21 protein-coding genes are annotated in these 19,519 nt (G+C 47.2%); 18 read left to right on the top strand and 3 right to left on the bottom strand.

Going from position 1 to position 19,519, the window contains the following annotated elements; translation table 11 throughout:
• Positions 1-4 precede the first annotated feature (4 nt).
• The 6 genes from KGF88_RS05830 to KGF88_RS05805 all read left to right on the top strand — a co-directional run bounded on the left by KGF88_RS05830 (position 5) and on the right by KGF88_RS05805 (position 5,871).
• The gene (locus KGF88_RS05830) at positions 5-1,615 is read left to right on the top strand and encodes a type I restriction-modification system subunit M (protein WP_153827363.1); all 1,611 of its coding nucleotides are present in this window, start codon (positions 5-7) and stop codon (positions 1,613-1,615) included.
• Positions 1,616-1,718: 103 nt separating this feature from the next.
• The gene (locus KGF88_RS05825; RefSeq protein WP_153827364.1) at positions 1,719-2,099 is read left to right on the top strand and encodes a hypothetical protein; all 381 of its coding nucleotides are present in this window, start codon (positions 1,719-1,721) and stop codon (positions 2,097-2,099) included.
• A gap of 3 nt (positions 2,100-2,102) precedes the next feature.
• Positions 2,103-3,608 (top strand): DUF4041 domain-containing protein, encoded by a 1,506-nt coding sequence (locus KGF88_RS05820; protein WP_153827365.1) that lies wholly within the window; start codon positions 2,103-2,105, stop codon positions 3,606-3,608.
• A gap of 139 nt (positions 3,609-3,747) precedes the next feature.
• Complete coding sequence (locus tag KGF88_RS05815; protein WP_110076352.1) at positions 3,748-4,260, top strand: hypothetical protein; 513 nt, start codon at positions 3,748-3,750, stop codon at positions 4,258-4,260.
• 22 nt (positions 4,261-4,282) lie between these two features.
• Complete coding sequence (locus KGF88_RS05810; protein WP_228759593.1) at positions 4,283-5,383, top strand: serine hydrolase domain-containing protein; 1,101 nt, start codon at positions 4,283-4,285, stop codon at positions 5,381-5,383.
• A gap of 170 nt (positions 5,384-5,553) precedes the next feature.
• Positions 5,554-5,871 carry a DUF2845 domain-containing protein gene (locus KGF88_RS05805; RefSeq protein ID WP_110076353.1) on the top strand — a complete coding sequence of 106 codons (318 nt, stop codon included), beginning with the start codon at positions 5,554-5,556 and terminating at the stop codon, positions 5,869-5,871.
• A gap of 70 nt (positions 5,872-5,941) precedes the next feature.
• Here KGF88_RS05805 and KGF88_RS05800 read toward each other — a convergent pair whose 3' ends face one another.
• On the bottom strand, positions 5,942-6,097 hold the full coding sequence (locus KGF88_RS05800; RefSeq protein WP_153827366.1) for a hypothetical protein: 156 nt from the start codon (positions 6,095-6,097) through the stop codon (positions 5,942-5,944).
• Positions 6,098-6,603: 506 nt separating this feature from the next.
• On the opposite strand from KGF88_RS05800, the gene KGF88_RS05795 reads away from it, so the two are divergent.
• From KGF88_RS05795 to KGF88_RS05740, 11 genes are all read left to right on the top strand, one after another.
• Complete coding sequence (locus KGF88_RS05795) at positions 6,604-7,215, top strand: hypothetical protein (protein ID WP_153827367.1); 612 nt, start codon at positions 6,604-6,606, stop codon at positions 7,213-7,215.
• Between the two features lie 116 nt (positions 7,216-7,331).
• Positions 7,332-7,610 (top strand): type II toxin-antitoxin system RelE/ParE family toxin, encoded by a 279-nt coding sequence (locus KGF88_RS05790; RefSeq protein ID WP_110077043.1) that lies wholly within the window; start codon positions 7,332-7,334, stop codon positions 7,608-7,610.
• Complete coding sequence (locus KGF88_RS05785; protein ID WP_110077044.1) at positions 7,610-7,906, top strand: HigA family addiction module antitoxin; 297 nt, start codon at positions 7,610-7,612, stop codon at positions 7,904-7,906. The genes KGF88_RS05790 and KGF88_RS05785 overlap by 1 nt, the downstream gene beginning before the upstream one ends.
• An 88-nt stretch (positions 7,907-7,994) precedes the next feature.
• Complete coding sequence (locus KGF88_RS05780; protein ID WP_228759599.1) at positions 7,995-8,489, top strand: rod shape-determining protein; 495 nt, start codon at positions 7,995-7,997, stop codon at positions 8,487-8,489.
• Between the two features lie 109 nt (positions 8,490-8,598).
• Positions 8,599-9,042: a T6SS immunity protein Tdi1 domain-containing protein gene (locus KGF88_RS05775; protein WP_110077045.1), complete on the top strand. Its 444-nt coding sequence runs from the start codon at positions 8,599-8,601 to the stop codon at positions 9,040-9,042.
• Between the two features lie 77 nt (positions 9,043-9,119).
• Positions 9,120-9,437 (top strand): heavy metal-binding domain-containing protein, encoded by a 318-nt coding sequence (locus tag KGF88_RS05770; protein WP_110077055.1) that lies wholly within the window; start codon positions 9,120-9,122, stop codon positions 9,435-9,437.
• A 126-nt stretch (positions 9,438-9,563) separates the two neighbouring features.
• Positions 9,564-9,908, top strand: coding sequence for a hypothetical protein (locus tag KGF88_RS05760; protein WP_153827406.1), 345 nt, complete (start codon positions 9,564-9,566; stop codon positions 9,906-9,908).
• 110 nt (positions 9,909-10,018) lie between these two features.
• Entirely contained in the window at positions 10,019-11,353 is a 1,335-nt protein-coding gene (locus KGF88_RS05755) for a ferredoxin reductase family protein (RefSeq protein ID WP_153827407.1), read from the top strand.
• A gap of 128 nt (positions 11,354-11,481) precedes the next feature.
• Positions 11,482-11,841 (top strand): metal-binding protein, encoded by a 360-nt coding sequence (locus KGF88_RS05750; RefSeq protein WP_110077049.1) that lies wholly within the window; start codon positions 11,482-11,484, stop codon positions 11,839-11,841.
• A gap of 701 nt (positions 11,842-12,542) precedes the next feature.
• Complete coding sequence (locus KGF88_RS05745; protein WP_153827379.1) at positions 12,543-12,983, top strand: helix-turn-helix domain-containing protein; 441 nt, start codon at positions 12,543-12,545, stop codon at positions 12,981-12,983.
• 118 nt (positions 12,984-13,101) lie between these two features.
• Positions 13,102-13,524 (top strand): GNAT family N-acetyltransferase, encoded by a 423-nt coding sequence (locus tag KGF88_RS05740; RefSeq protein ID WP_153827380.1) that lies wholly within the window; start codon positions 13,102-13,104, stop codon positions 13,522-13,524.
• A gap of 92 nt (positions 13,525-13,616) precedes the next feature.
• Here KGF88_RS05740 and KGF88_RS05735 read toward each other — a convergent pair whose 3' ends face one another.
• Together KGF88_RS05735 and KGF88_RS05730 are read right to left on the bottom strand one after the other, a co-directional pair.
• On the bottom strand, positions 13,617-16,844 hold the full coding sequence (locus KGF88_RS05735) for an AAA family ATPase (protein WP_153827381.1): 3,228 nt from the start codon (positions 16,842-16,844) through the stop codon (positions 13,617-13,619).
• A gap of 2 nt (positions 16,845-16,846) precedes the next feature.
• On the bottom strand, positions 16,847-18,010 hold the full coding sequence (locus KGF88_RS05730; protein WP_153827382.1) for an exonuclease SbcCD subunit D: 1,164 nt from the start codon (positions 18,008-18,010) through the stop codon (positions 16,847-16,849).
• Between the two features lie 357 nt (positions 18,011-18,367).
• Here KGF88_RS05730 and KGF88_RS05725 point away from each other — a divergent pair, with 357 nt between their 5' ends.
• On the top strand, positions 18,368-19,510 hold the full coding sequence (locus KGF88_RS05725; protein WP_257119973.1) for a transposase: 1,143 nt from the start codon (positions 18,368-18,370) through the stop codon (positions 19,508-19,510).
• Positions 19,511-19,519 lie beyond the last annotated feature (9 nt).

Raw genomic sequence — 19,519 nt, 5'->3', positions numbered from 1 at the left:
GAGCATGACTAAAGAACAACTGGGCCAACTGGGCAAGACCCTCTGGGCGATTGCCGACGAGCTTCGCGGTGCGATGAATGCCGACGACTTCCGCGACTATATGTTGTCGTTCCTGTTTCTGCGCTACCTCTCCGACAACTACGAGGCTGCTGCGGCGAAGGAATTGGGGGCGGATTATCCCAAGCTTGTTCAGGGCGACCGTCGGGCTCCGCTGGCAATCTGGTATACAGATAATGCTGGAGATGTGCCTGCTTTTGAAAAGCAGATGCGCCGTAAGGTGCACTATGTGGTTCACCCTGACTACCTGTGGAGTAGTATCTACGAACGAGCCCGCACCCAAGACGCAGAGCTGTTGCAAACACTGGAGAGCGGCTTCAGTTACATTGAGAATGAATCCTTTGCCAGCACCTTTCAGGGGCTCTTTTCCGAGATCAATCTGAACTCGGAAAAGTTGGGTAAAACTCCCAAGGCACGTAATGATAAGCTTTGCACCATCATCACCAAGATCGCCGAGGGCATTGCACAATTCTCCACCGATAGCGACATTCTGGGTGACGCTTATGAATACCTGATCGGTCAGTTTGCCGCCGGTTCCGGCAAGAAGGCTGGGGAGTTCTACACCCCACAAAGCGTTTCGACTATTCTCTCACGCATCGTCACGTTGGACAGCCAGGATCCCGCCTCAGGGAAAAAGAAAAAGCTCACCAGTGTACTGGACTTTGCCTGCGGCTCAGGTTCATTACTCCTGAACGTCCGAAACCAAATGGGCCCGCATGGTATTGGTAAAATCTACGGGCAGGAAAATAATATTACTACTTATAACCTAGCGCGGATGAATATGCTGCTGCATGGTGTTAAGGACAGTGAGTTTGAGATCCATCACGGCGATTCGCTGACCAATGACTGGGATTTACTCAACGAGATGAATCCGGCCAGAAAGTTACAGTGTGATGCGATAGTAGCCAACCCTCCATTCAGCTACCGCTGGCAGCCGAGCGAGGCGCTTGGCGAGGACTTTCGCTTCAAAAACTACGGCCTCGCGCCCAAGTCTGCAGCGGATTTTGCCTTCCTGCTGCACGGTTTTCACTTCCTCGGTGATGAGGGCACTATGGCCATTATTCTGCCCCACGGCGTGTTGTTCCGTGGTGGTGTTGAAAGCCGGATTCGTACCAAGTTGCTCAAGGACGGCCATATTGACACCGTGATCGGCCTGCCGGCCAATCTGTTTTTCTCCACCGGTATCCCGGTGTGTATTCTGGTATTAAAAAAGTGCAAGAAGTCGGATGATGTGCTCTTTATAAACGCAAGCGCAGAAGACAACTTCGAGAAAGGTAAACGCCAGAACCTGCTTTTACCTGATCACATCGACAAGATCGTAGAGACTTATCAATACCGCAAGGAAGAAGAACGTTACGCTCGCCGGGTGAGCATGGCGGAAATTGAGAAGAATGAATATAACCTCAATATCTCCCGCTATGTCAGCACCGCCAAGCCGGAGCCGGAGATCGATCTGGCCGCTGTACATAAACAATTAGCTGAGATAGAAAAGCGCATCGCCGAGGCGTCAGACAAACATAACCAATATCTAAGAGAGCTGAATCTCCCGCCAGTGTGACAAACGATTGTAAAACTCTATAAAAACGCATAAAGCTGCTTTGCTGTATGCGTCAAAAGTTGAAGAAAGTGGCACGTTTTATACTCAGCTAAATGGAACGGTTATGGCCAGAAGAAGCAGTGGGTTAGGTGGTGTAATAAAAGTTATTAAAGCTATCGATAAGGCGTCGAAAAAAGCGAATCGCGAGCATCAACAACAAATTAAGGCTTGGGAGCGTGAAGAAAAACGTCAGCAAGCTCAATATTTGCGAGAGCAGCAAAAACACGAAAAACAGGCTCGAGCTGAATTGGCAAGACGGCAAAAGGAGCACGCCGCTCAACGGGAGGCCGCAAGTAAAAGAGCTGAAATGCAGGAGCAGATGAAAGCGAAGGCGAGAATTGAAAAAATTAAAAAGGAACAGGTCAACGCAAAAATTTTAATGGAGCGGCGTCAAGCCGAGCGCTCTAAACTCAAGCTTAAATTTATTGAAAATTATATGAGGTAAGACATGGAAGTTTTGTTGATTTTGCTTAATGCGATAGCGGTAATCTTTATCTATCGATCGCTCTCTCGTCGCGTAGATAACAAGATTGAATCATTTGGCAACCTGAAAAACGCAGTCGCTGAATATGAAGAACGTAGACAACGGCTCGAAGAGGTATTAAAAGAGCACACTACAAGTATCCGGCAAAAGGAACTTGAGCTCGACAAGTTGCTGAGTGAAGTCAACGTAGTAAAAGATAAATTAAGCAACGCACAATATGAACTTACAGCAGTTGATCGTGAGACCAAAGCGCTCCAAGAGCTTAGACATCGCGAACAAGACTTAGAACAAGCTATCGAAAAGCTTATCCTCGATCAAACAAATATAAAAACCGAAATAACAAGCCTGCAAGAGAAACGACTAGAGAAAGAGTCAGAGTTGCACGAGGTAATGTCTAAGGTTGATCTCTACAGTCGGATTGAGGAGTTTGTTGACTTTGGACACTTTGAGATGCCTGAGTACCTTTTTCAGACTGGTGAACGTTATGCCGCTGAGATTAAACTAGTGCGCGAGCAACAGAAGCAATTGATTAAGGATAAACAAGCCATCAGAATCGAAGGGAAATTGACAGACTCTGGCGTAGTGTCGATTGATAAGAGCATCATTGATGGTCAAATAAAGTTATTACTGAAAGCGTTCAATACAGAATGCGATATGTTGATAGGTAAAGTAAGCCCTGCTACCTTCGAGCGAACCCTGTCACAAATAGAGAAACTCGCCAATGACCTTGAAAAATCAGTAGCATCTAAACGATGTGGCTTTAATAACGATTATGTTGAATTAAAGTTTCAGGAATGCCGTATTCAATACGAATATTCGCTTAAGAAGAAAGATGAACTCGAAGAACAGCGTCTAATCCGCGAGCAAATGCGTGAAGAAGCAAAGGCAGAACGAGAGTATCGTGAAGCTTTGGCTGCCGCAGAAAGGGAAGAAAAACTGTATCGTGAGTTGCTTGAAAAGGCTCGACAGGAATTGACCGGATTGTCACAAGAAGAGCGGGCACTTGCGGAAGCAAAAATTGCAGCCTTGGAACAACAATTAGCCGAAGCAGAGGCCAAGGAGCAACGTGTAAAAAGCCTCGCAGAGCAAACCCGTCGTGGACACGTTTACGTGATCAGTAATGTTGGCTCATTTGGGGAGAATGTTTATAAAATCGGAATGACCAGACGCTTAGATCCAATGGATAGGGTTCGAGAGCTTGGCGATGCGAGTGTTCCGTTTTCCTTTGATGTGCATGCGATTATATTCGCCGATGATGCCCCAGCATTAGAAACCGCTTTACATCGCGAATTTAGCCAGCATCGAGTTAATGCCGTCAATTTACGTAAAGAATTCTTCAATGTTGAGTTGGCTAGAATTCGTCATGCTGTGCACCAAATTGGTGGTGTGGATGTAGATTTCAGAACAACAATTGCGGCTGAGGAGTATTTTGAATCGAAACGGCTTCGAGAGCAGTTCGTGACCTCCTGAGTTACATCCAGATTTCAGCGAAAAAGTGGCTGTGTATTTCGGAGATTCCGAACAGTGCATCCGGAATTATTCACTTGGCTGCCACTGGTATTGCTGTTTAATCAACACTAACTTTAGAAGTTTTAAATAGAGAGCCGGTATGTCAAAAATCACCTACTATCGGAATTTGTTGCTAGCAGCAGTATCGATGGTGCTAGGACTTTGCATTGGATTCTTCCAGTTAACTCAGGTTAATAGCGGCTTTCCTTTCAAAGAAGAACTACGAGAAAAAAGTGGGCTAGTCAGTTGGGTCCAGAAACACAAATACGGAATACGTTTTGGTTTCGTTAATGAGTCAATGAATTTTAATTATCCATCAAAGGCTGATGGGCAAGACGTTGTTAAAGATTCACTGATGAATTCAGAAGGTAAGATTGTGACGATTCTGTACGACGCTACAGACACTCATTCACCTATCTATTCCTCAAAGGTCTATCATGATTTCTTTCAGTTATCGGTGGATGGTTTGTTAGTTCGTTCCTATGCAGAATCAGAAAAAGCTTGGCGATCCGACAATAAGCTCATGCCAATTATCGTTGCTTTGTTTCTGCTCGGAGGTATCTATATTTGGCGAAAAACAAAAAAACAGTACATCATGGCAAAAGTTCAATAGCAATGGTGAGGCAGGTGAGGGCATGATGCGCCAAATAGGGCTTATTCTAATAACGTTCGTATTCATTGGTTGTAGCAGCTCGCCGAATGTTAGCAGTGTTACGGTAATAACTCAGAGTAATTCAATAGTTGTTACTGATTTAATGCACGAGCTTGAGCGTGAGCATATCGCCGGTACGTTCGATGGCATGGTGTTAGTAGTTCATGAACGTGAAACACTACTCGAAGCGGCATTTGGTCTCGCTGATAGACAGCAAATGCGTAAAAACGATGCTGACGTTGTATATGATATGGGCTCTATTGCAAAAACCTTTACCGCGGCTGCGGTGCTTCAATTAGCAGCCAATAATAAAATAGAACTGACTCAAACCCTCGTCGAATTTTATCCAAATGCACCCGATGAATTAAAGCTGATAACAATCACTCAGCTATTGGGCCATACCAGTGGATTGGATAACTTTCATAATGATTCCGATTTTGAATTCATGGATAAAGCAGAGGCTGAACGGCGAATTTTATCCATGCCATTGATTGCCAAACCAGGTGATAAAACGGCTTATTCGAATGCGGCTTATACATTATTGGCAGCCATCGTAGAAAAGGTGAGCCATCAACCATTTCAGGAATACATTCAAACTCAAATCCTTTCTCCGTTGCATCTGTATAAAACTGGGTTTTATCAAGATGGCCGCTTGATTGATAGCAAGATTGCTCGAGGATACGGTGGTGATGATCCCGGCCAAACGACGTTTGAAAAAGAATTAACGTGGGCATTAATGGGTGCCGGTGGCATGGTCACTTCAATAGATGATTTAGCAACTTGGTTCTCAGCACTAAGGAGTGGACGCTTTTTACCTGAAAATTCGCTGAATGATGCGTTCACGAAAGCGAACGATCGCTGGTTACTGGGTAGCCTCGCGCGGACAGAAATAGACGGTAATACGGTAATTCAAATGGGAGGGAGTACCGATTATGGCTATACCGCATTAATTCAGTTTGTCCCTCATCATGACCTCATGATTATTTTGCTACTTAACGCCCACAATAATAAATACCGAAATGCTACCCACCATCAATTAAGCAGAAAGCATATCCTGCCAATACTATTGCGAGAGTTTGAATAGGCTCGTCTATTTTCTACAACAACTATTTTGATTTGGTTGCATGTGTATGGGGCAATCAGGCAATCAAGGGCGAAATTCATGCATGGCGACTTTATTATAGCTTTTGTGTAATTGCGCTCACGTTACTAAGAAGTTAAGTTAAAGTTTCATGTCTCACAGGAGCTTCTGTTATGAAGTGGCTGTTAATGATCTTTGCCAGCATGGTGATTTCATACTCACCAACAGCAAAAGCCTGTTCGTTTCGGATTAGCGGTGGAGAACTTATCCGCTGCGGCATGACCAAAATCGAAGTGATGAACAAAATAGGCAATCCCGATATGCGCGATCGCCAGACTATCGGCGTCAACACTGGATTTGGTCGCGGTGGCAGATCAGCCGAAGCATGGTCTTATGTTGTGAAAGGTGATATCGGAGGTGAATACTACTTAACGGTACTATTTTCCGGCAATAAAGTTGTGGAAATCGAGTCGCAGCAAGTAAGGCGGTAATGTCTGGTTTGAGCGAATTGCGGACATTGGACTTTCAGGTTACTGCAACTAGTGACTAGCCGTCACGTTATTAGTAAGTGATGGTGTCGCCAGCGATGTACGGCACATTCACTTCGGCGATATTGCGTGTTTTGTTATTGTGTTGTGTGTTTAAGTCGTTTACTGTCAATGACATAACAAAAATAAAGGTTGGATATTGTGCGCTCGGTAGAGCGTAACTGAGCATGCTCAAATTGCCTTTGCTAACTCGGATTCTTTCAAGTTAGGAATGCCTGCTTGCTCAGTAAGTTAAGAGCTGAAAACCATGAATTGGACGAGTTGCTAAACGCGCACGCACAATATACAAATGTTATATGTACCTAGAGTATGGTGTTTTAAATTAAATGGAATTACTAAAATCTCTAAAGTTAAACCTTATTGGGTTCTTTGTTATTTCATCAATATGCGCGTTATGGGCTGAAATCTATTTTCAGGTTTCCTTATCTTCATCTTTTTGGGTATATGCTGCAGAAAAAGGTGAATTAATACCAATGCTCAAGATGTTGTTTTACCCGTGGGTAGGCTTCCCTTTTTTATTTTTAGCGTGTTACTTAAAATTCAGAAAAGACAATGGTAAAAAGTACATATAACAAACAATTCAACAGGACAAAAAACAGTTGGTTTTGCTCCTGCGTCGCCAATTTTACCCAACTATTTTTTGCCTGTTAATGTGGGCGTTAAGTAGGAGAATAGATGGATACTCTTGAGGTTGAATTAAGCCGTCCAATTGGAGAAGAACAGATTGATCAATTAGATCTATTCAAGAGTAAATATGGCCAGCTTAGGGAAAATTGGCTATCCCTTGAAATGAGCGGAGCTAATCTCTCTGGATGGGTGGGGCTCGACCAAGAGGGGAAAAAGTCGAGTACAGGCCTAGGCGTCGATATTCATAGGCTGAAAGGCCTCTATGTAGACTTTCGTCATTTTATTCTAGAAAAGGACTTAGTTTGTTTCTATAAAGTTCGAAATCTTGTGCAGTCATACGCTCATGAATCGCCAGCTGTAAACTGTTTGGAGTCCATTAAGAAGCATTGGCAACGCTCAGACAAATCAACTAAATATAGCGATGTTTCTACTGAAGAGTTAATTGACTTGACTTTTAACGCTGATGTTTTTCATGTTCGAGATAAAGCTGTAATTCAGAGTCTTGCAAGCATTCGAGAGAAAGTTAATGATTCACTCCGGCATCACTTGGTGGTTTCATCGGTAATTGAAAAGATGCATGCACTTGAGAAACTTGCATGGGTTATAGAGCCGCTTACCATTGATTACCAGAAGATTCGGGTTCCGAAATGCTTTGCTTAACAAGGCCAGGCACGGCGACGTCTTTTTCGTTGCGGCTGCGCCTTCACTACAAGGCCGCGCGTGCTGGCGGCGTTATGCAGCTTGACACTATTGCGCAACGCGCTACACTATAATCCATGATTAGAACTTTCAAGCACAAAGGACTGAGGCTTTACTTCGAAACAGGAAGTACCCGCGGTATTCAGGTGAAACATGCTAGCAGATTGCGTTTGCAATTAACGGCGCTGAATACTGCGATGGAAGTTTCAGATCTCGACATTCCAGGATACAAACTCCATCCGTTAAAAGGTGACCGAAAAGGCATTTGGTCGATCACGGTCAGTGGCAACTGGCGTTTGACCTTTGAGTTTCGTGATGGGCATGTGTATTTGCTTGATTATGAGGATTATCACTGATGTCTGTAATGTTTAACCCAGCCCATCCGGGCGAATTTATAACAGCAACTTATATGGAGCCTTTCGGCTTGAGTTGCCGTTATCTGGCGGCAAAACTAGACGTTTCGCCGTCTACTTTGAACAGAGTTTTGAAATGTCAAAGTGGCATCAGCCCCGAAATGGCACTTCGTTTATCGAAAGCGTTAGGCAGAAGCCCTGAGAGTTGGTTGGCAATGCAGGATGCTTACGATTTATGGCATGCTGGCAAAAATTTGAGTTTAGATAAAGTGCAGAAGGTTGAGCTTACAGCTGCATAACAAGACGCATCAGCACGCACCTGCGGTGCTGGACACTCACGTTGTTCGTGCCGCTGTGCTCGGGCGTTAAGTGGCTTGGAGGCCGCATTTGATATTCGAATTCATTAGAAGCCTGTTTTCCTTCGACCTGCTGGTTGAGTTGAGTGAAAATAAAATCACAATGCAAAAATTTTCAACCGGGCAATTTATTGAAATTGAACCTTGGATATCGCTAGAAGGCGGGAAGGGAAAAGAAAAGATTAAGGCTATTGGTCGAGAAGCTAAATCGTTATCGGGGCCAACTATTCAGACAACGAACCCTTTTTCACACACTAGAAGTTTTATCGGAAATTTCACGCTGGCTGAAAAGATATTGCAGCATGGTATTTTTACTTTGAATAGCTCAAAGTTAAGAGCCGCGCCGAGAGTAATCATGCATCAACTAGAAAAAACTGATGGTGGGCTAAGCGATATAGAGGAGCGAGTCTTACGTGAACTTGCAAGTGGTATGGGAGCAAGGGAAGTTTTGATCCATACTGGCAGTAAAATCAATGTACGCGCACAGAGCTATGATGATATTAAAGCTAAAATCAAAGCCACTTAACAAGTTGCTTAATTTCGTTCCGGCCACAAAAAGCGTGGCCTCCACTGGACTGCCTACGCTGCGCTGCGGCAGCCAATTAGCAAGGCGTTAGCTTTCACAGGAAGTGTCGATGACTCTGAATGATTTAACCGTAAATTTTTCTCATCTAAATCGAGACTCTTTACTCAGTGATTGGGAGTGGCTTTTAGAGGGTAAATTCTTACCAATTCTGATGTCAGCGTCTGGTGACGCATTTGTACAGCATGTCGAAAATAGAGAAGTTTGGTGGTTAGATACTGGCGGAGCAGAATTTTCTAAGGTAGCTGAGTCACCTGAACAGTTTAACGAACTTCTATCAGACAAAGAATTTGTTGTTGAATGTTTTGCTATACAAATGGTCGGTGATTTAATTCAATCTGGCAAAGTATTATCTAACGGCCAAATATATAGTTTAATACAACCTTGGTTGTTAGGTGGTGAATATAAAATTAGCAATATTAACCCAACAGACATCGAGGTTCATTTTTCTTTGAGTGGGCAAATAGCAAAACAAGTTGGTAGAAGTGAAAGCTAACAAGCCAATTATTCCGACCTCAACTCGCTGCGCTCGTTTCGTCGGCATATTGGGGCGTTATGTTCTAGGAGTAAATTATGATTTATACGACGACTGAAACGGTTCCTGGCAAGGAAATCGAAGCTGTGTTGGGCATTGTGAATGGAAATGTGGTGCAATCTAAACATGTTGGCCGAGACATCATGGCGGGATTGAAAGGTATTGTCGGAGGAGAGCTCAAAGGATATACCGAGATGTTGATGGAAGCTAGAAATATAGCGGTACAACGACTAATAGAAGATGCTGAAAAGTTAAATGCAGATGCGATAGTGGGCATACGTTTTACAACTAGCTCTGTTACTGATGGTGCGTCAGAAATACTAGTGTTTGGTACAGCAGTGAAGCTTCGAACATAACAAGCTGTTTAAGAGGGATTCGCAACGCGTGGCATTTTTGCTATGCGTTAAATTTAGTGATTAAGGTGGTTTACGGCGACTTCGGTATTGCGTTGCTCACCCCTTAACAGAGCGTTATGCATCACTATGAACTGGCAACTGTGTAAAAAAATATCATTGGTTCTTATAGCCGCTTTAGCTCTGGCAGTAGTAGCAGACATTTTGATATTTCTAACTGTGGAATATGGCAGTAAAGGTTCTAACTTTGTCGGATGCTACGCGTATGACGCAATGCTAATTGGGTTCGAATGCCAAGGTTTTCTGGGCAGCAATGTTGTTGCAGCATGGCTGAATTGGCCGTTGTGGTTACTATATGCACCAATTTCAGCCGTTTTTAGTATTCGAGCGTTGATAATTGCAGTACTAGTATGGTTTCCAATACTGCTGTTTGCGTTTTCCGACAAAAAGCTCAGCGAGCATAAAAATGCATAACAAACGCAGTCACAATCGGCCACTGCGTGGCCTGGACCTCAACCGCTGCGCGAGTTTCGGCCTGTGCTGCGGGCGTTGGGCTACATACGAAATTGCATCGGAGATGATCCATGAAGCGCATTAAGGTTTCACTTCTGGTTGTCCTGCTACTGCTGACTGCGCTATGGCTCGCCGCCGATACGCTGTTGCCCGAGCCGTTCACGTACTTCTCGTTTCGCACCGTGTTCATGCAGTACAGCGGGGTGATCGGCATCGGCTTGATGAGCGTGGCCATGCTGCTGGCGCTGCGCCCGAAATGGCTGGAGCCGCATCTGGACGGGCTGGACAAGATGTATCGCCTGCACAAGTGGTTGGGCATCGCCGCCTTGGTGGTCGCCATCGTTCACTGGTGGTGGGGAAAAGGCACCAAATGGATGGTGGGTTGGGGCTGGCTGGAAAAGCCCGCGCGCAAACCGGTGGCCGGAGAAACCCTCGGCAACATCGAAGGCTGGCTGCGCAGCCAGCGGGGGTTTGCCGAATCCGTCGGCGAATGGGCGTTCTACGCCGCCGTCGTGCTGATCGTTCTGGCTTTGGTCAAGCGCTTCCCCTACCACTGGTTCGTCAAAACCCACAAATGGATCGCAGTCGCCTACCTTGCCCTGGCCTATCACTCCGCCGTGCTCACCAAGGTGGAGTATTGGACGCAGCCGGTCGGCTGGCTAATGGCGGCCTTGCTGCTGGGCGGCACCGTGACCGCGCTGCTGACCCTGACGGGGCGGATCGGCACCGGCCGCAAGGTTACGGGAACCATCGCGGGTCTGATCGATTATCCCGCGCTGCGCGTGCTCGAGACCGCCGTCGTGCTAGAGGACGGCTGGCGCGGCCATGCCGCCGGGCAGTTCGCCTTCGTCACCTCGGACAAAAACGAAGGCGCGCATCCGTACACCATCGCCTCCGCCTGGAACCCCGCTGACCGTCGGCTCGTCTTCATCGCCAAGGCGCTGGGCGACCACACCAGCCGCTTGCGGGAAAGATTGAAGATCGGCATGCCGGTTACGGTGGAAGGCCCTTACGGCTGTTTCGACTTCGAGGATGCGCAGCCACATCAGATTTGGGTGGGTGCGGGCATCGGCATCACGCCGTTTATCGCCCGCCTCAAGCAACGCGCCGCCACCCCGGACGCAAAGACGATTGATCTCTTTCATCCGACTGCCGAGTTCGATCAGGCCGCCATCGACCGTCTCACGGCAGATGCCGAAGCTGCAAGCGTGCGTCTGCACCTGCTGGTCGATGGCAAGGATGGACGATTGAATGGCGAGCGCATCCGTGCCGTCATTCCGGAATGGCAGTCCGCCAGCATCTGGTTCTGCGGCCCGCCGAGGTTTGGTCAGGCGCTGCGCGAGGACTTCCTCGCCCACGGCCTGCCACCAGAGCGTTTCCATCAAGAACTGTTTCAGATGCGTTGATGGCAGCCCTAATGCAGCTTATCCGATGAGGTTTATCCACTGAATGCCCAACCCATCATTCCACCGGACGCTGCGCGATAAAGCCGCGCAGCACCGGTGAATTCAAACGTTAAATGCCAAGGGAAGCTATGTGCAATTGCAAAGAACAACCCGCTTTAATTGATATCAGCAACAATCACTCTGATTTCAAATCAAAGCTAAACCAACTGGATGTTGGTAATTGGGTTTTGTTAATGCAATGTCCCGATTGCAAGCAACTCTACAAAGTCGATGAGTGGGATAAATATCAAACCTGCTATGCAGTAAAAATACCCTCATCCGAAAACTGGGAAGCATTTGATAGTGAGTCACTCATAAAAGATAAAATTGTTCAAAATCACGGCGGTCTTACCAACGAATCATGCATGTGGTCAGGCTGTGACATCAAGCAAGTAAAAGGTAGTGCTTACTGTGTTAACCATCTCTATTCTGGTGGAGCTCGTGCGTAAGCATTTAACAAGGCAAGGCAAAATCGCCCTGCGGGCTGGACGCGCTAACGCGCGCCTTTGCTTGCGGCGTTAACGTCCGCAATTGGCACGAAGCAGACCTCAATAACCTTCAGCAGGACCTAGTGCTTTTTACCTGAAAATTCGCTGAATGATGCGTTCACGAAAGCGAACGATCGCTGGTTACTGGGTCGCCTCGCGCAGACGGAAATAAACGGTAACACGGTAATTCAAATGGGAGGGAGTACCGATTATGGCTATACCGCATTAATTCAGTATGTCCATATCATCATGACCTCATGATAATTTTGCTACTTAACGCCCACAATAATATATTATCGCACCGAACGGTCAGCCAACACCCGCTTGACATTTTCTAAGTTCCAGCTCAAAATTTCCTATCAAAATGATAGGTGGCTCATGGACGAGAACACTCCAAAGGGAATTGTCGAATTCGCTGGAGTCGGCATGTGAAACAACGAATGCTTGAGCGAGGCGTTACCTCGCGTCAAATTCTCACACTTTTAAGAAGTAAGTATTCAGTGTTTAGAGAGGGACCTTACCAAGAGCTGAATGGCGATTGGAAATTTAACCTTAAAGGACTTGCCGCGGGGAAAATAATCGAGTTGACGGTAGTGCTTAAAAAGCATCAAGATTCACCGAGTTCGGTACTTGTTACAGTTTGGGTAGAGTAGGAGATAATCATGTACCATTACAGCGAAAGCGGCTTGCCCAACGTGTACCTGAAAAATGGCTATTCGATTGATGTGATTGATGATGAAGAATATACCAGTATCGATGATTTAGAGGGGCTCCATCGAGTTTTGGCTAGAACAATCGCAAGTAAAGCGATGCCGCTAACCAAAGCCGAATTTAAATTCTTACGAATTGAACTAAACCTTTCACAACGTATTTTGGGCAAACGGTTTGGTGTTTCTGAGCAAACAATTGCTCGTTATGAGAAAGGCCAGTCAGATATTCCACGTACAACAGATGCTGCATTACGGTCGTTATACATGGAAAGTATTAAGCAAAATAATTCGGTTAGTTATTTCTTGGATTTACTCGCCAACTACGAGGCCGAGCAGGCTGCACATGAAATTTTACTTGAGGAAATTGATCGACAGTGGAAACTAGCTGTTTAGGTTTTAATTAAACGAGGGTAGCTCAATTGCATACTACTCAAACACATAGCATGCCTCTTCATTCGGAGCCTGAGACGCTCTCAAGTTGGCGCGCTTTACGCGAGCGATAGAAGATTCCATGATTTCATTTCAGCGAACAGAAAATTTATCAGCTTCAGCTCTGATGACTTATGAAAATATGCGCTCATATTACGAGCACTATGCTGTTGATTGGGATTGTTCAAAAATTGAAGAACAAATCCGTGATTTGGTCAATTTCGACCTATTGTTGAAAGGTGAAGTTGTCGGTGCAATACGATTAGCATTTGATAATGATAGCTGCTATGTCCGTGATTTACAGGTTAGCCATCATCATCAAAATAAAGGGTTTGGAGCAGCAGCCCTCGCTGAATGTGAACGTTTAGCAATTAATTCGGGTACAAATCGTCTTAAATTACGGGTGTTTAGAATTAGTCCAGCTTACAAGCTTTATGTTAGGTCAGGTTTTGTTGTCGATAGTGAAGATGAAAGGTTTTATAACATGTCGAAAATGCTCTCCTAACGAACGCTTGAATAGCAACAGTAATCGCGTATCAAATTTTTCTGAACAAGGAGACAGATGTTTAGCTGAAGCTCCACCCAATCTGGGTGGGATTACAATCCCACCCGCAACGAACTTCCGCCAATACCTCGCACCACATCAATGCGTTTGGTGATGCGCTGTTTGAGCTCGCTTACGTGCGAGATGATGCCGATGGTGCGGCCGTTATCGCGTAGGTGAGCGAGGACGTTGATGGCTTGGTCGAGTGCTTCGCTATCGAGGCTGCCAAAGCCTTCGTCAATAAACAGGGTATCGATTTTTATGCCACCGGCGTAGCTTTGTACTACATCGGATAGGCCTAATGCTAGGGCGAGGGCGGCCATAAAACTCTCGCCGCCCGAGAGGGTGTTGACCTCGCGCTGTTTGCCGGTGTGGCTATCGTCGATCATTAGCTCAAGGCCTCCGTGACTGCGGGCGTCACCTCCTTCACGTCGACGGACGAGTTGATAACGCCCTTGGGTCATTTGTGCTAAGCGCTGCGAGGCTTCGTGGAGTACATCATCCAATAAGATAGCCAAAACAAAGCGATTCAGGCTGATGCGGCTACTGTTGTTGCCGGCTAAGGTTTGTGCGAGGCGTCCTAGTACGGCGTAATTACGTTCTAAGTCGGCGCTTTGCGCGGCGCGTCTTTGGTACTTATCGATATTGTCTTTGAGCTGCTTGTGCTCGGTATACAAGCTCTGCCAAGCTTGCAGTTTTTCATGCTCGAGCGTTGCGGCCTGAGAGCGTTGTTCAGCAAGTTGAGCGAGATCAGGCTGGGCCTGGTTGCCGATGGCTTTGGTTTCGGAGTCGATGCCCATTTGCACTTGGGTTACATGGTTTTTATAGGTCTCCACCTGCTGTTGCAGTGTGTCGGCGGTTGCTTGGTCTAGCAGGGCTTGGCTAAAGGCCTCGGTATCGGCAAAGGTTGAGGCGCTGAGTTTTTCGTGCCAACGGCGTTCGGCTTGGTTTAAGGTTTGCGTTGCTGTGGTTAATTCTGTGAGAGCGCTGGCGAGCGCACTTTGCGCCGTGGTGTGATGGTTTTCAGCTTGTTTTAATTGAGCTTGGGCCTTGTCGTGGGCAAGACGTAAGTTGTCGCGTTCGGTCTGAATTTGTTGGCGTTCATTGGTTATTTGCGTCACCTCACGCTTGCGCAGCTCGCCATCTTTATCGAGGGCGGCGAGCTGGCTTGCGCTGTTGCTATGCGCCTGGGTGGCATCTTGTAGCTGGGTATTGGCCTCGGCTAGGGCCTGCTCTTGTTGGGCGATCTGCTTGACAAGATTGGCTTGCGTGGCCTCAAGTTCTGTTTCTTGCGTGCGCTCGCGATGCTGGCGTTGCTCGAACTCACGTAACTGCGTTTGCACCAGCTGTAACTGTGCTGCTAATTCTTGTAGTAATTCTTCAGTGTCTTGTGCGGGCGCTTTGTTGCTAACAGAGTGCTTGCTAACAGAGTGCGTGCTATCAGACTGCTGGTTGGCCGACGGCTCACTGGCAGCGTGTTGAGTGGCAGAGCACGCAACTGGCTTAGCCAAGGTGTCAATCACCTGGCTGACGCGTTTAGCAATTTCGTTGCGGGCCTGCTCCGCTTTGGTGTGGTTGTTGGCCGCAAGTTCAAGTGCTGTTTGAGCTTGGTGTTCAGCACGGCGTTTTGTCTGGGCGAGAGCTTCAGCGGCATCTAATTGTTCTTGGCTCACCAAGTCTTGCTGGCGTGCTAGATGGGCTGGAGCCGGGTGCTCTGTGCTGCCACAGACCAGACAGGGCTGGCCGGCCTGCAGTTTTTGCGCCAATGCTGCGGCTTGTTCTTGGTACCAGCGTAAAAAGAGGCTGTCGCGCGCCTGTTGGGCTTGTTCGGTAGCAGCTTGGGCTGCAGATAATGGGGCTTGCGCGGCAAGCCATGCGTGCTGGGCGGTTAGCACGTCGGCATGACGCTTATTAAGTTCATCGTGCAACTGTTGATGATGCGCTAATTGGGTGCGCTGCGCCTCGGTGTTGGTGTGCTGTTTAATCCGTTCGCGAAGTGCGGTGAGCTCGCTGGTTACTTGGTTATGGTTGGTTTTGAGCTGCGCCAGATTCTCAGCAGCCACAGTCTTCTGTGTACTCGCTTGGGTTACCGCTTGGGCTTGTTGCTGGAGCTTTGCCATTAGCTGCTGTAACTGCTGCACTGTTGCTACTAACCGACTGAGCTCATCAAGGCGCAAGTTCAACTGCTCTATACGTGCCGGGTGGTCGGCTACTGTTTTGAGTTCAGCTTGGGTTTGGTTCAGCGCTGCCGTGGCTTGCTCTGCCTGTGCTTGCGCTTTGTTGTATGCCAGCTGACGATGGCCGAGTGCGTCTTTACTCTGGGTAAATGTTTGCCAAAACGGTTGCAGATGGAGTGCTTGAGCATGGGCTTTGAGTTGCTGCTGATGTTGCTGCATCTCGTTATGCTGTTCAGCCAAGTGTTTGAGTTTGTTTTGTAACTCGGCAAGGTTCACGAAGCGCTTGTTAAGCTCTTCGGCTTGGGTGTAGTGAGTTTGCGCTAGGCTGAATTGTTGTTTAGCGTGCTCATGCTCAGCTTGTGCGTCTGCCAACGGGGGCTGCAATTCATCAAGATGCGCTAGAGCGGCCTCGATGGTCGGGTGTCCCATGTCTTTTAAGCGTTGCTCAAGCTCGTTTTTTAAGGTGGTGTAATCGCGGTTAACGGCAAGGGCGCGTTGGCTTAAGGCCTCTTCGATAAGCTTGAAGCGCTGGGTTTGAAATAAGCTTTCAAGAACGTTTTCACGTTCGCTTGATTTCGCCAACAAAAATTCACGAAAACGGCCTTGCGGCAGCACTACAACTTGGCGGAACTGGTCGGCATTAAGGCCCAGCAAGGTTTGTGCCTGTTGGCTGACATCGTTTACTTTATTGGCTAGTAGCTCGCTGGTTTGCCACTGGGTGGCATCGTGCGTGGCGGCATCTGGCTGCACTCGCCAGAGGGTGGCGCTGGCTGCACGGGTAGTTTCGCCGTCACCGCGTTTGGCTTTGACAGTTTGGGTGGGGCTGCGCTCTACTTTATAGGTGTGGGCACCGCAGCTAAAAATCAGCACGACGGACGTTTCTTGGTCATTAGGGGCGTGATCGCAGCGCATGTTTTGCCCGCTGCGGTCACCCGTGGTGCTGTTAAAAAGTGCGAAAGTCATGGCATCTAGCAGGGTGGTTTTACCCGCGCCAGTGGGGCCATTAATTAAAAACAGCGGATTGTCGCCAAGCTCATTAAAGTGGATGCACTGTGTGTCAGCAAAGGGGCCGAAGGCGCTCATTTCAAGGTAAATAGGCTTCATGGTTACAGTTCCTTCTGTTTGTTAAGCACGTCTTGCACTACATCGTTCAGTACTTGGCGTTGTTCAGCACTGAGATGGTCATCGGTCATGGCATGAAAAAAGTCATCGATGATGTCTAACTCTGTGCGTGCCAGTTGCTCTTTGCTGTGCACCTTGACGACCTCGCTGTCGCTGCGTTCTAGCACTCGCTTGGTGAGATCGAGAATATTGGGATACACCTGCCGTAACCTTGCCATGGGGTCTAACAGGGCTTCTTTGTCGGTGAGTTTTACTTGTACATAATCTTGGTGATAGGGGTCGTTTTTGCCCTGCTCGAGAATCTCAGCAAAAGCGCCTTCGATAATGCGTACATCACGTAACGGCTTCAGTGGGTATTGGCTGATATAAGCCTGCTGGTCGGCAGTAAATTTCACCAAGGTGACGCTCTTCTTATGGTTCACTTCAGAAAAACTATATTTTAACGGTGAGCCGCTATAACGCACGTGCTGGTAGCCCCGATACTGGGCTTGGTGCAGGTGGCCAAGGGCGGTGTAATGAAAATCTTTAAACAGATTGGCATCAACGCATTCGGCCCCACCGATACTGAGGGGACGCTCTGAGTCGCTCACACTTGCTCCGGCAATAAAGCTATGACTTACCACAACGTGGGTAGCTTGCTGGTTAGGATGGTCTGCTAGATGTTGCTTAAGCAGTTTGGTGACGTGCTCTTGGGCGCTTTGATGATCCGTTGTCTTCACCCCGTAGAAGTCATTCACGTGCTCAGGATCGCAATAAGGTATTCCCCAAATGACTAATTCGCCGGTGTCGGTTGTCAGTGTTACGGGTGTGAGTAACTGTTCAAAGGAGGTGAATAGATGTAAGCCGCTGTGCTTGAGTAAATTCGCGCCAAAGCCAAGCCGTTTCGCCGCATCGTGATTCCCTGAAATCATCACTACCGGAATCTGATGTTCGCTGATAAGGGTGTTCAAGGTACGGTCAAGTAGGGTGACAGCCTCAGCTGGCGGTAATGCCCGATCATAAACATCGCCGGCAACAATCACCACATCAACCTGCTCGGCAACGGCGCAGGCAATGATTTGTTGAAGGATGTGGGCCTGATCTTCAAGCAGCGATTGCTGGTTAAAGATCCGGCCAAGATGCCAATCTGAGGTGTGTAAAATTTTCATGGAACCGTCCTGATGTTGCTGCATGACTGTGCTGTCAATTCAAGGATAGTACCATAGCTTGCCGTGGCGACACTTAGTGTCGTAACTGAATAAAGCTGAAGCCACGGCAAAACTTGCCGAAGTTGGTTTGACGGTTTCTGCTGCTCAGCACTTACCTTGAGTGGCCGCATGCACTAGTTTAAGGATAAGGATTCAAATCTCATCCATACAACTAGTGCAGCAATTAGCAATTTCGCCGTAAACCCTCGCCCAATCGGGCGGGGATATAAGGCGATTGAGGCGAAGCCTCAACTTCTTCCTTGACAAGCAAAGCCATATCAGGAGAATACTGGTTATTTATACAGTGGTATAATTTAAATGTTAAGGGCGACAAAAGTACGCATTTACCCAACTCAAGACCAGGCTGTGTTTTTAATAGCTCAGTTTGGCGCTGTGCGTTTCGCGTACAACAAGGCTCTGCATTTAAAGTCTCATATGTATCGCAAGCACAGGGTTACGCTGAACCCCAAAAAAGACATAAAACCGCTGCTTGCAGTTGCTAAGAAATCACGAAAATACCACTGGTTGAAACAATATGATTCAATCGCCTTACAGCAGGCGGTTATCAATCTGCATCAAGCCTTTGACAACTTCTTCAACCCGAAGTTAAAAGCCAAATTTCCGCAATTTAAACGCAAGCACGGCAAACAGTCGAGCTATCACTGTGTGGGTGTAAAAGTGCTGGATGGGGCTGTTAAGTTGCCCAAGATGCAGCCTGTAAAGGCAAATATTCATCGTGAAATTTCGGGAGCAGTTAAAAGCATTACAGTGAGCCTGAGTAAAACTGGCAAATTCTACGCCTCTATCCTTGTGGATGATGGAGTTAAAGCGCCTGCATTACTTCACACTATAAGCAAGGTTACAGGTGTTGATTTGGGGCTGTCTCACTTCACCATCGAATCAAACGGCAGAAAGACTGCCAACCCTCGATTTGTAAAACGCGCTGAGAAAAATCTCAGACGTAAGCAGCGTCAGTTGTCTCGTAAGGCTAAAGGGAGCGCCAACCGAGCAAAGGCTCGTTTGTTGGTTGCTAAATGCCACGAAAAAGCAGCAAACGCTCGTGCCGACTTTCAACACAAACTCTCTCGAACTCTCGTTGACGAAAACCAAGCGGTGATAGTTGAGACATTGAAATCGGCCAATATGATGAAAAACCGTAAACTGGCAAAACACATAGCCGATGCCTCATGGCATAGCTTTGTCAACAAACTGGAGTACAAACTGAAAGAGCAAGGCAAATACCTAGTCAAGCTCGACCAGTGGTACGCCAGCTCTAAGACTTGCCATTGTTGCGGTCATAAAATGGAAGTAATGCCCTTATCGGTTCGCTCATGGGATTGTCCCTCATGCGGAACGATGGGTATAGATCGCGACTTAAATGCCGCCTTCAATATCCGTGATAAAGGCATTCTGGAATTAAAGGCGGCTGGACGGTCGTCTCTGCTTATGGAAGCTGCGTAAGCCTCGATA

Source organism: Idiomarina loihiensis (genome assembly GCF_024584785.1).
GTDB classification, from domain to species: Bacteria; Pseudomonadota; Gammaproteobacteria; order Enterobacterales; family Alteromonadaceae; genus Pseudidiomarina; species Pseudidiomarina fusca.
The sequence above is the reverse complement of the archived record's forward strand: the minus strand, read 5'-3'. Positions and strand labels throughout refer to the sequence as shown.

Excerpts from the sequence above, each read along its gene's own strand:
- KGF88_RS05830 (WP_153827363.1), top strand. The coding sequence starts at position 5 with ATGACTAAAGAACAACTGGGCCAACTGGGCAAGACCCTCTGGGCGATT.
- KGF88_RS05825 (WP_153827364.1), top strand. The coding sequence starts at position 1,719 with ATGGCCAGAAGAAGCAGTGGGTTAGGTGGTGTAATAAAAGTTATTAAA.
- KGF88_RS05820 (WP_153827365.1), top strand. The coding sequence starts at position 2,103 with ATGGAAGTTTTGTTGATTTTGCTTAATGCGATAGCGGTAATCTTTATC.
- KGF88_RS05815 (WP_110076352.1), top strand. The coding sequence starts at position 3,748 with ATGTCAAAAATCACCTACTATCGGAATTTGTTGCTAGCAGCAGTATCG.
- KGF88_RS05810 (WP_228759593.1), top strand. The coding sequence starts at position 4,283 with ATGATGCGCCAAATAGGGCTTATTCTAATAACGTTCGTATTCATTGGT.
- KGF88_RS05805 (WP_110076353.1), top strand. The coding sequence starts at position 5,554 with ATGAAGTGGCTGTTAATGATCTTTGCCAGCATGGTGATTTCATACTCA.
- KGF88_RS05800 (WP_153827366.1), bottom strand. The coding sequence starts at position 6,097 with ATGCTCAGTTACGCTCTACCGAGCGCACAATATCCAACCTTTATTTTT.
- KGF88_RS05795 (WP_153827367.1), top strand. The coding sequence starts at position 6,604 with ATGGATACTCTTGAGGTTGAATTAAGCCGTCCAATTGGAGAAGAACAG.
- KGF88_RS05790 (WP_110077043.1), top strand. The coding sequence starts at position 7,332 with ATGATTAGAACTTTCAAGCACAAAGGACTGAGGCTTTACTTCGAAACA.
- KGF88_RS05785 (WP_110077044.1), top strand. The coding sequence starts at position 7,610 with ATGTCTGTAATGTTTAACCCAGCCCATCCGGGCGAATTTATAACAGCA.
- KGF88_RS05775 (WP_110077045.1), top strand. The coding sequence starts at position 8,599 with ATGACTCTGAATGATTTAACCGTAAATTTTTCTCATCTAAATCGAGAC.
- KGF88_RS05770 (WP_110077055.1), top strand. The coding sequence starts at position 9,120 with ATGATTTATACGACGACTGAAACGGTTCCTGGCAAGGAAATCGAAGCT.
- KGF88_RS05760 (WP_153827406.1), top strand. The coding sequence starts at position 9,564 with ATGAACTGGCAACTGTGTAAAAAAATATCATTGGTTCTTATAGCCGCT.
- KGF88_RS05755 (WP_153827407.1), top strand. The coding sequence starts at position 10,019 with ATGAAGCGCATTAAGGTTTCACTTCTGGTTGTCCTGCTACTGCTGACT.
- KGF88_RS05750 (WP_110077049.1), top strand. The coding sequence starts at position 11,482 with ATGTGCAATTGCAAAGAACAACCCGCTTTAATTGATATCAGCAACAAT.
- KGF88_RS05745 (WP_153827379.1), top strand. The coding sequence starts at position 12,543 with ATGTACCATTACAGCGAAAGCGGCTTGCCCAACGTGTACCTGAAAAAT.
- KGF88_RS05740 (WP_153827380.1), top strand. The coding sequence starts at position 13,102 with ATGATTTCATTTCAGCGAACAGAAAATTTATCAGCTTCAGCTCTGATG.
- KGF88_RS05735 (WP_153827381.1), bottom strand. The coding sequence starts at position 16,844 with ATGAAGCCTATTTACCTTGAAATGAGCGCCTTCGGCCCCTTTGCTGAC.
- KGF88_RS05730 (WP_153827382.1), bottom strand. The coding sequence starts at position 18,010 with ATGAAAATTTTACACACCTCAGATTGGCATCTTGGCCGGATCTTTAAC.
- KGF88_RS05725 (WP_257119973.1), top strand. The coding sequence starts at position 18,368 with ATGTTAAGGGCGACAAAAGTACGCATTTACCCAACTCAAGACCAGGCT.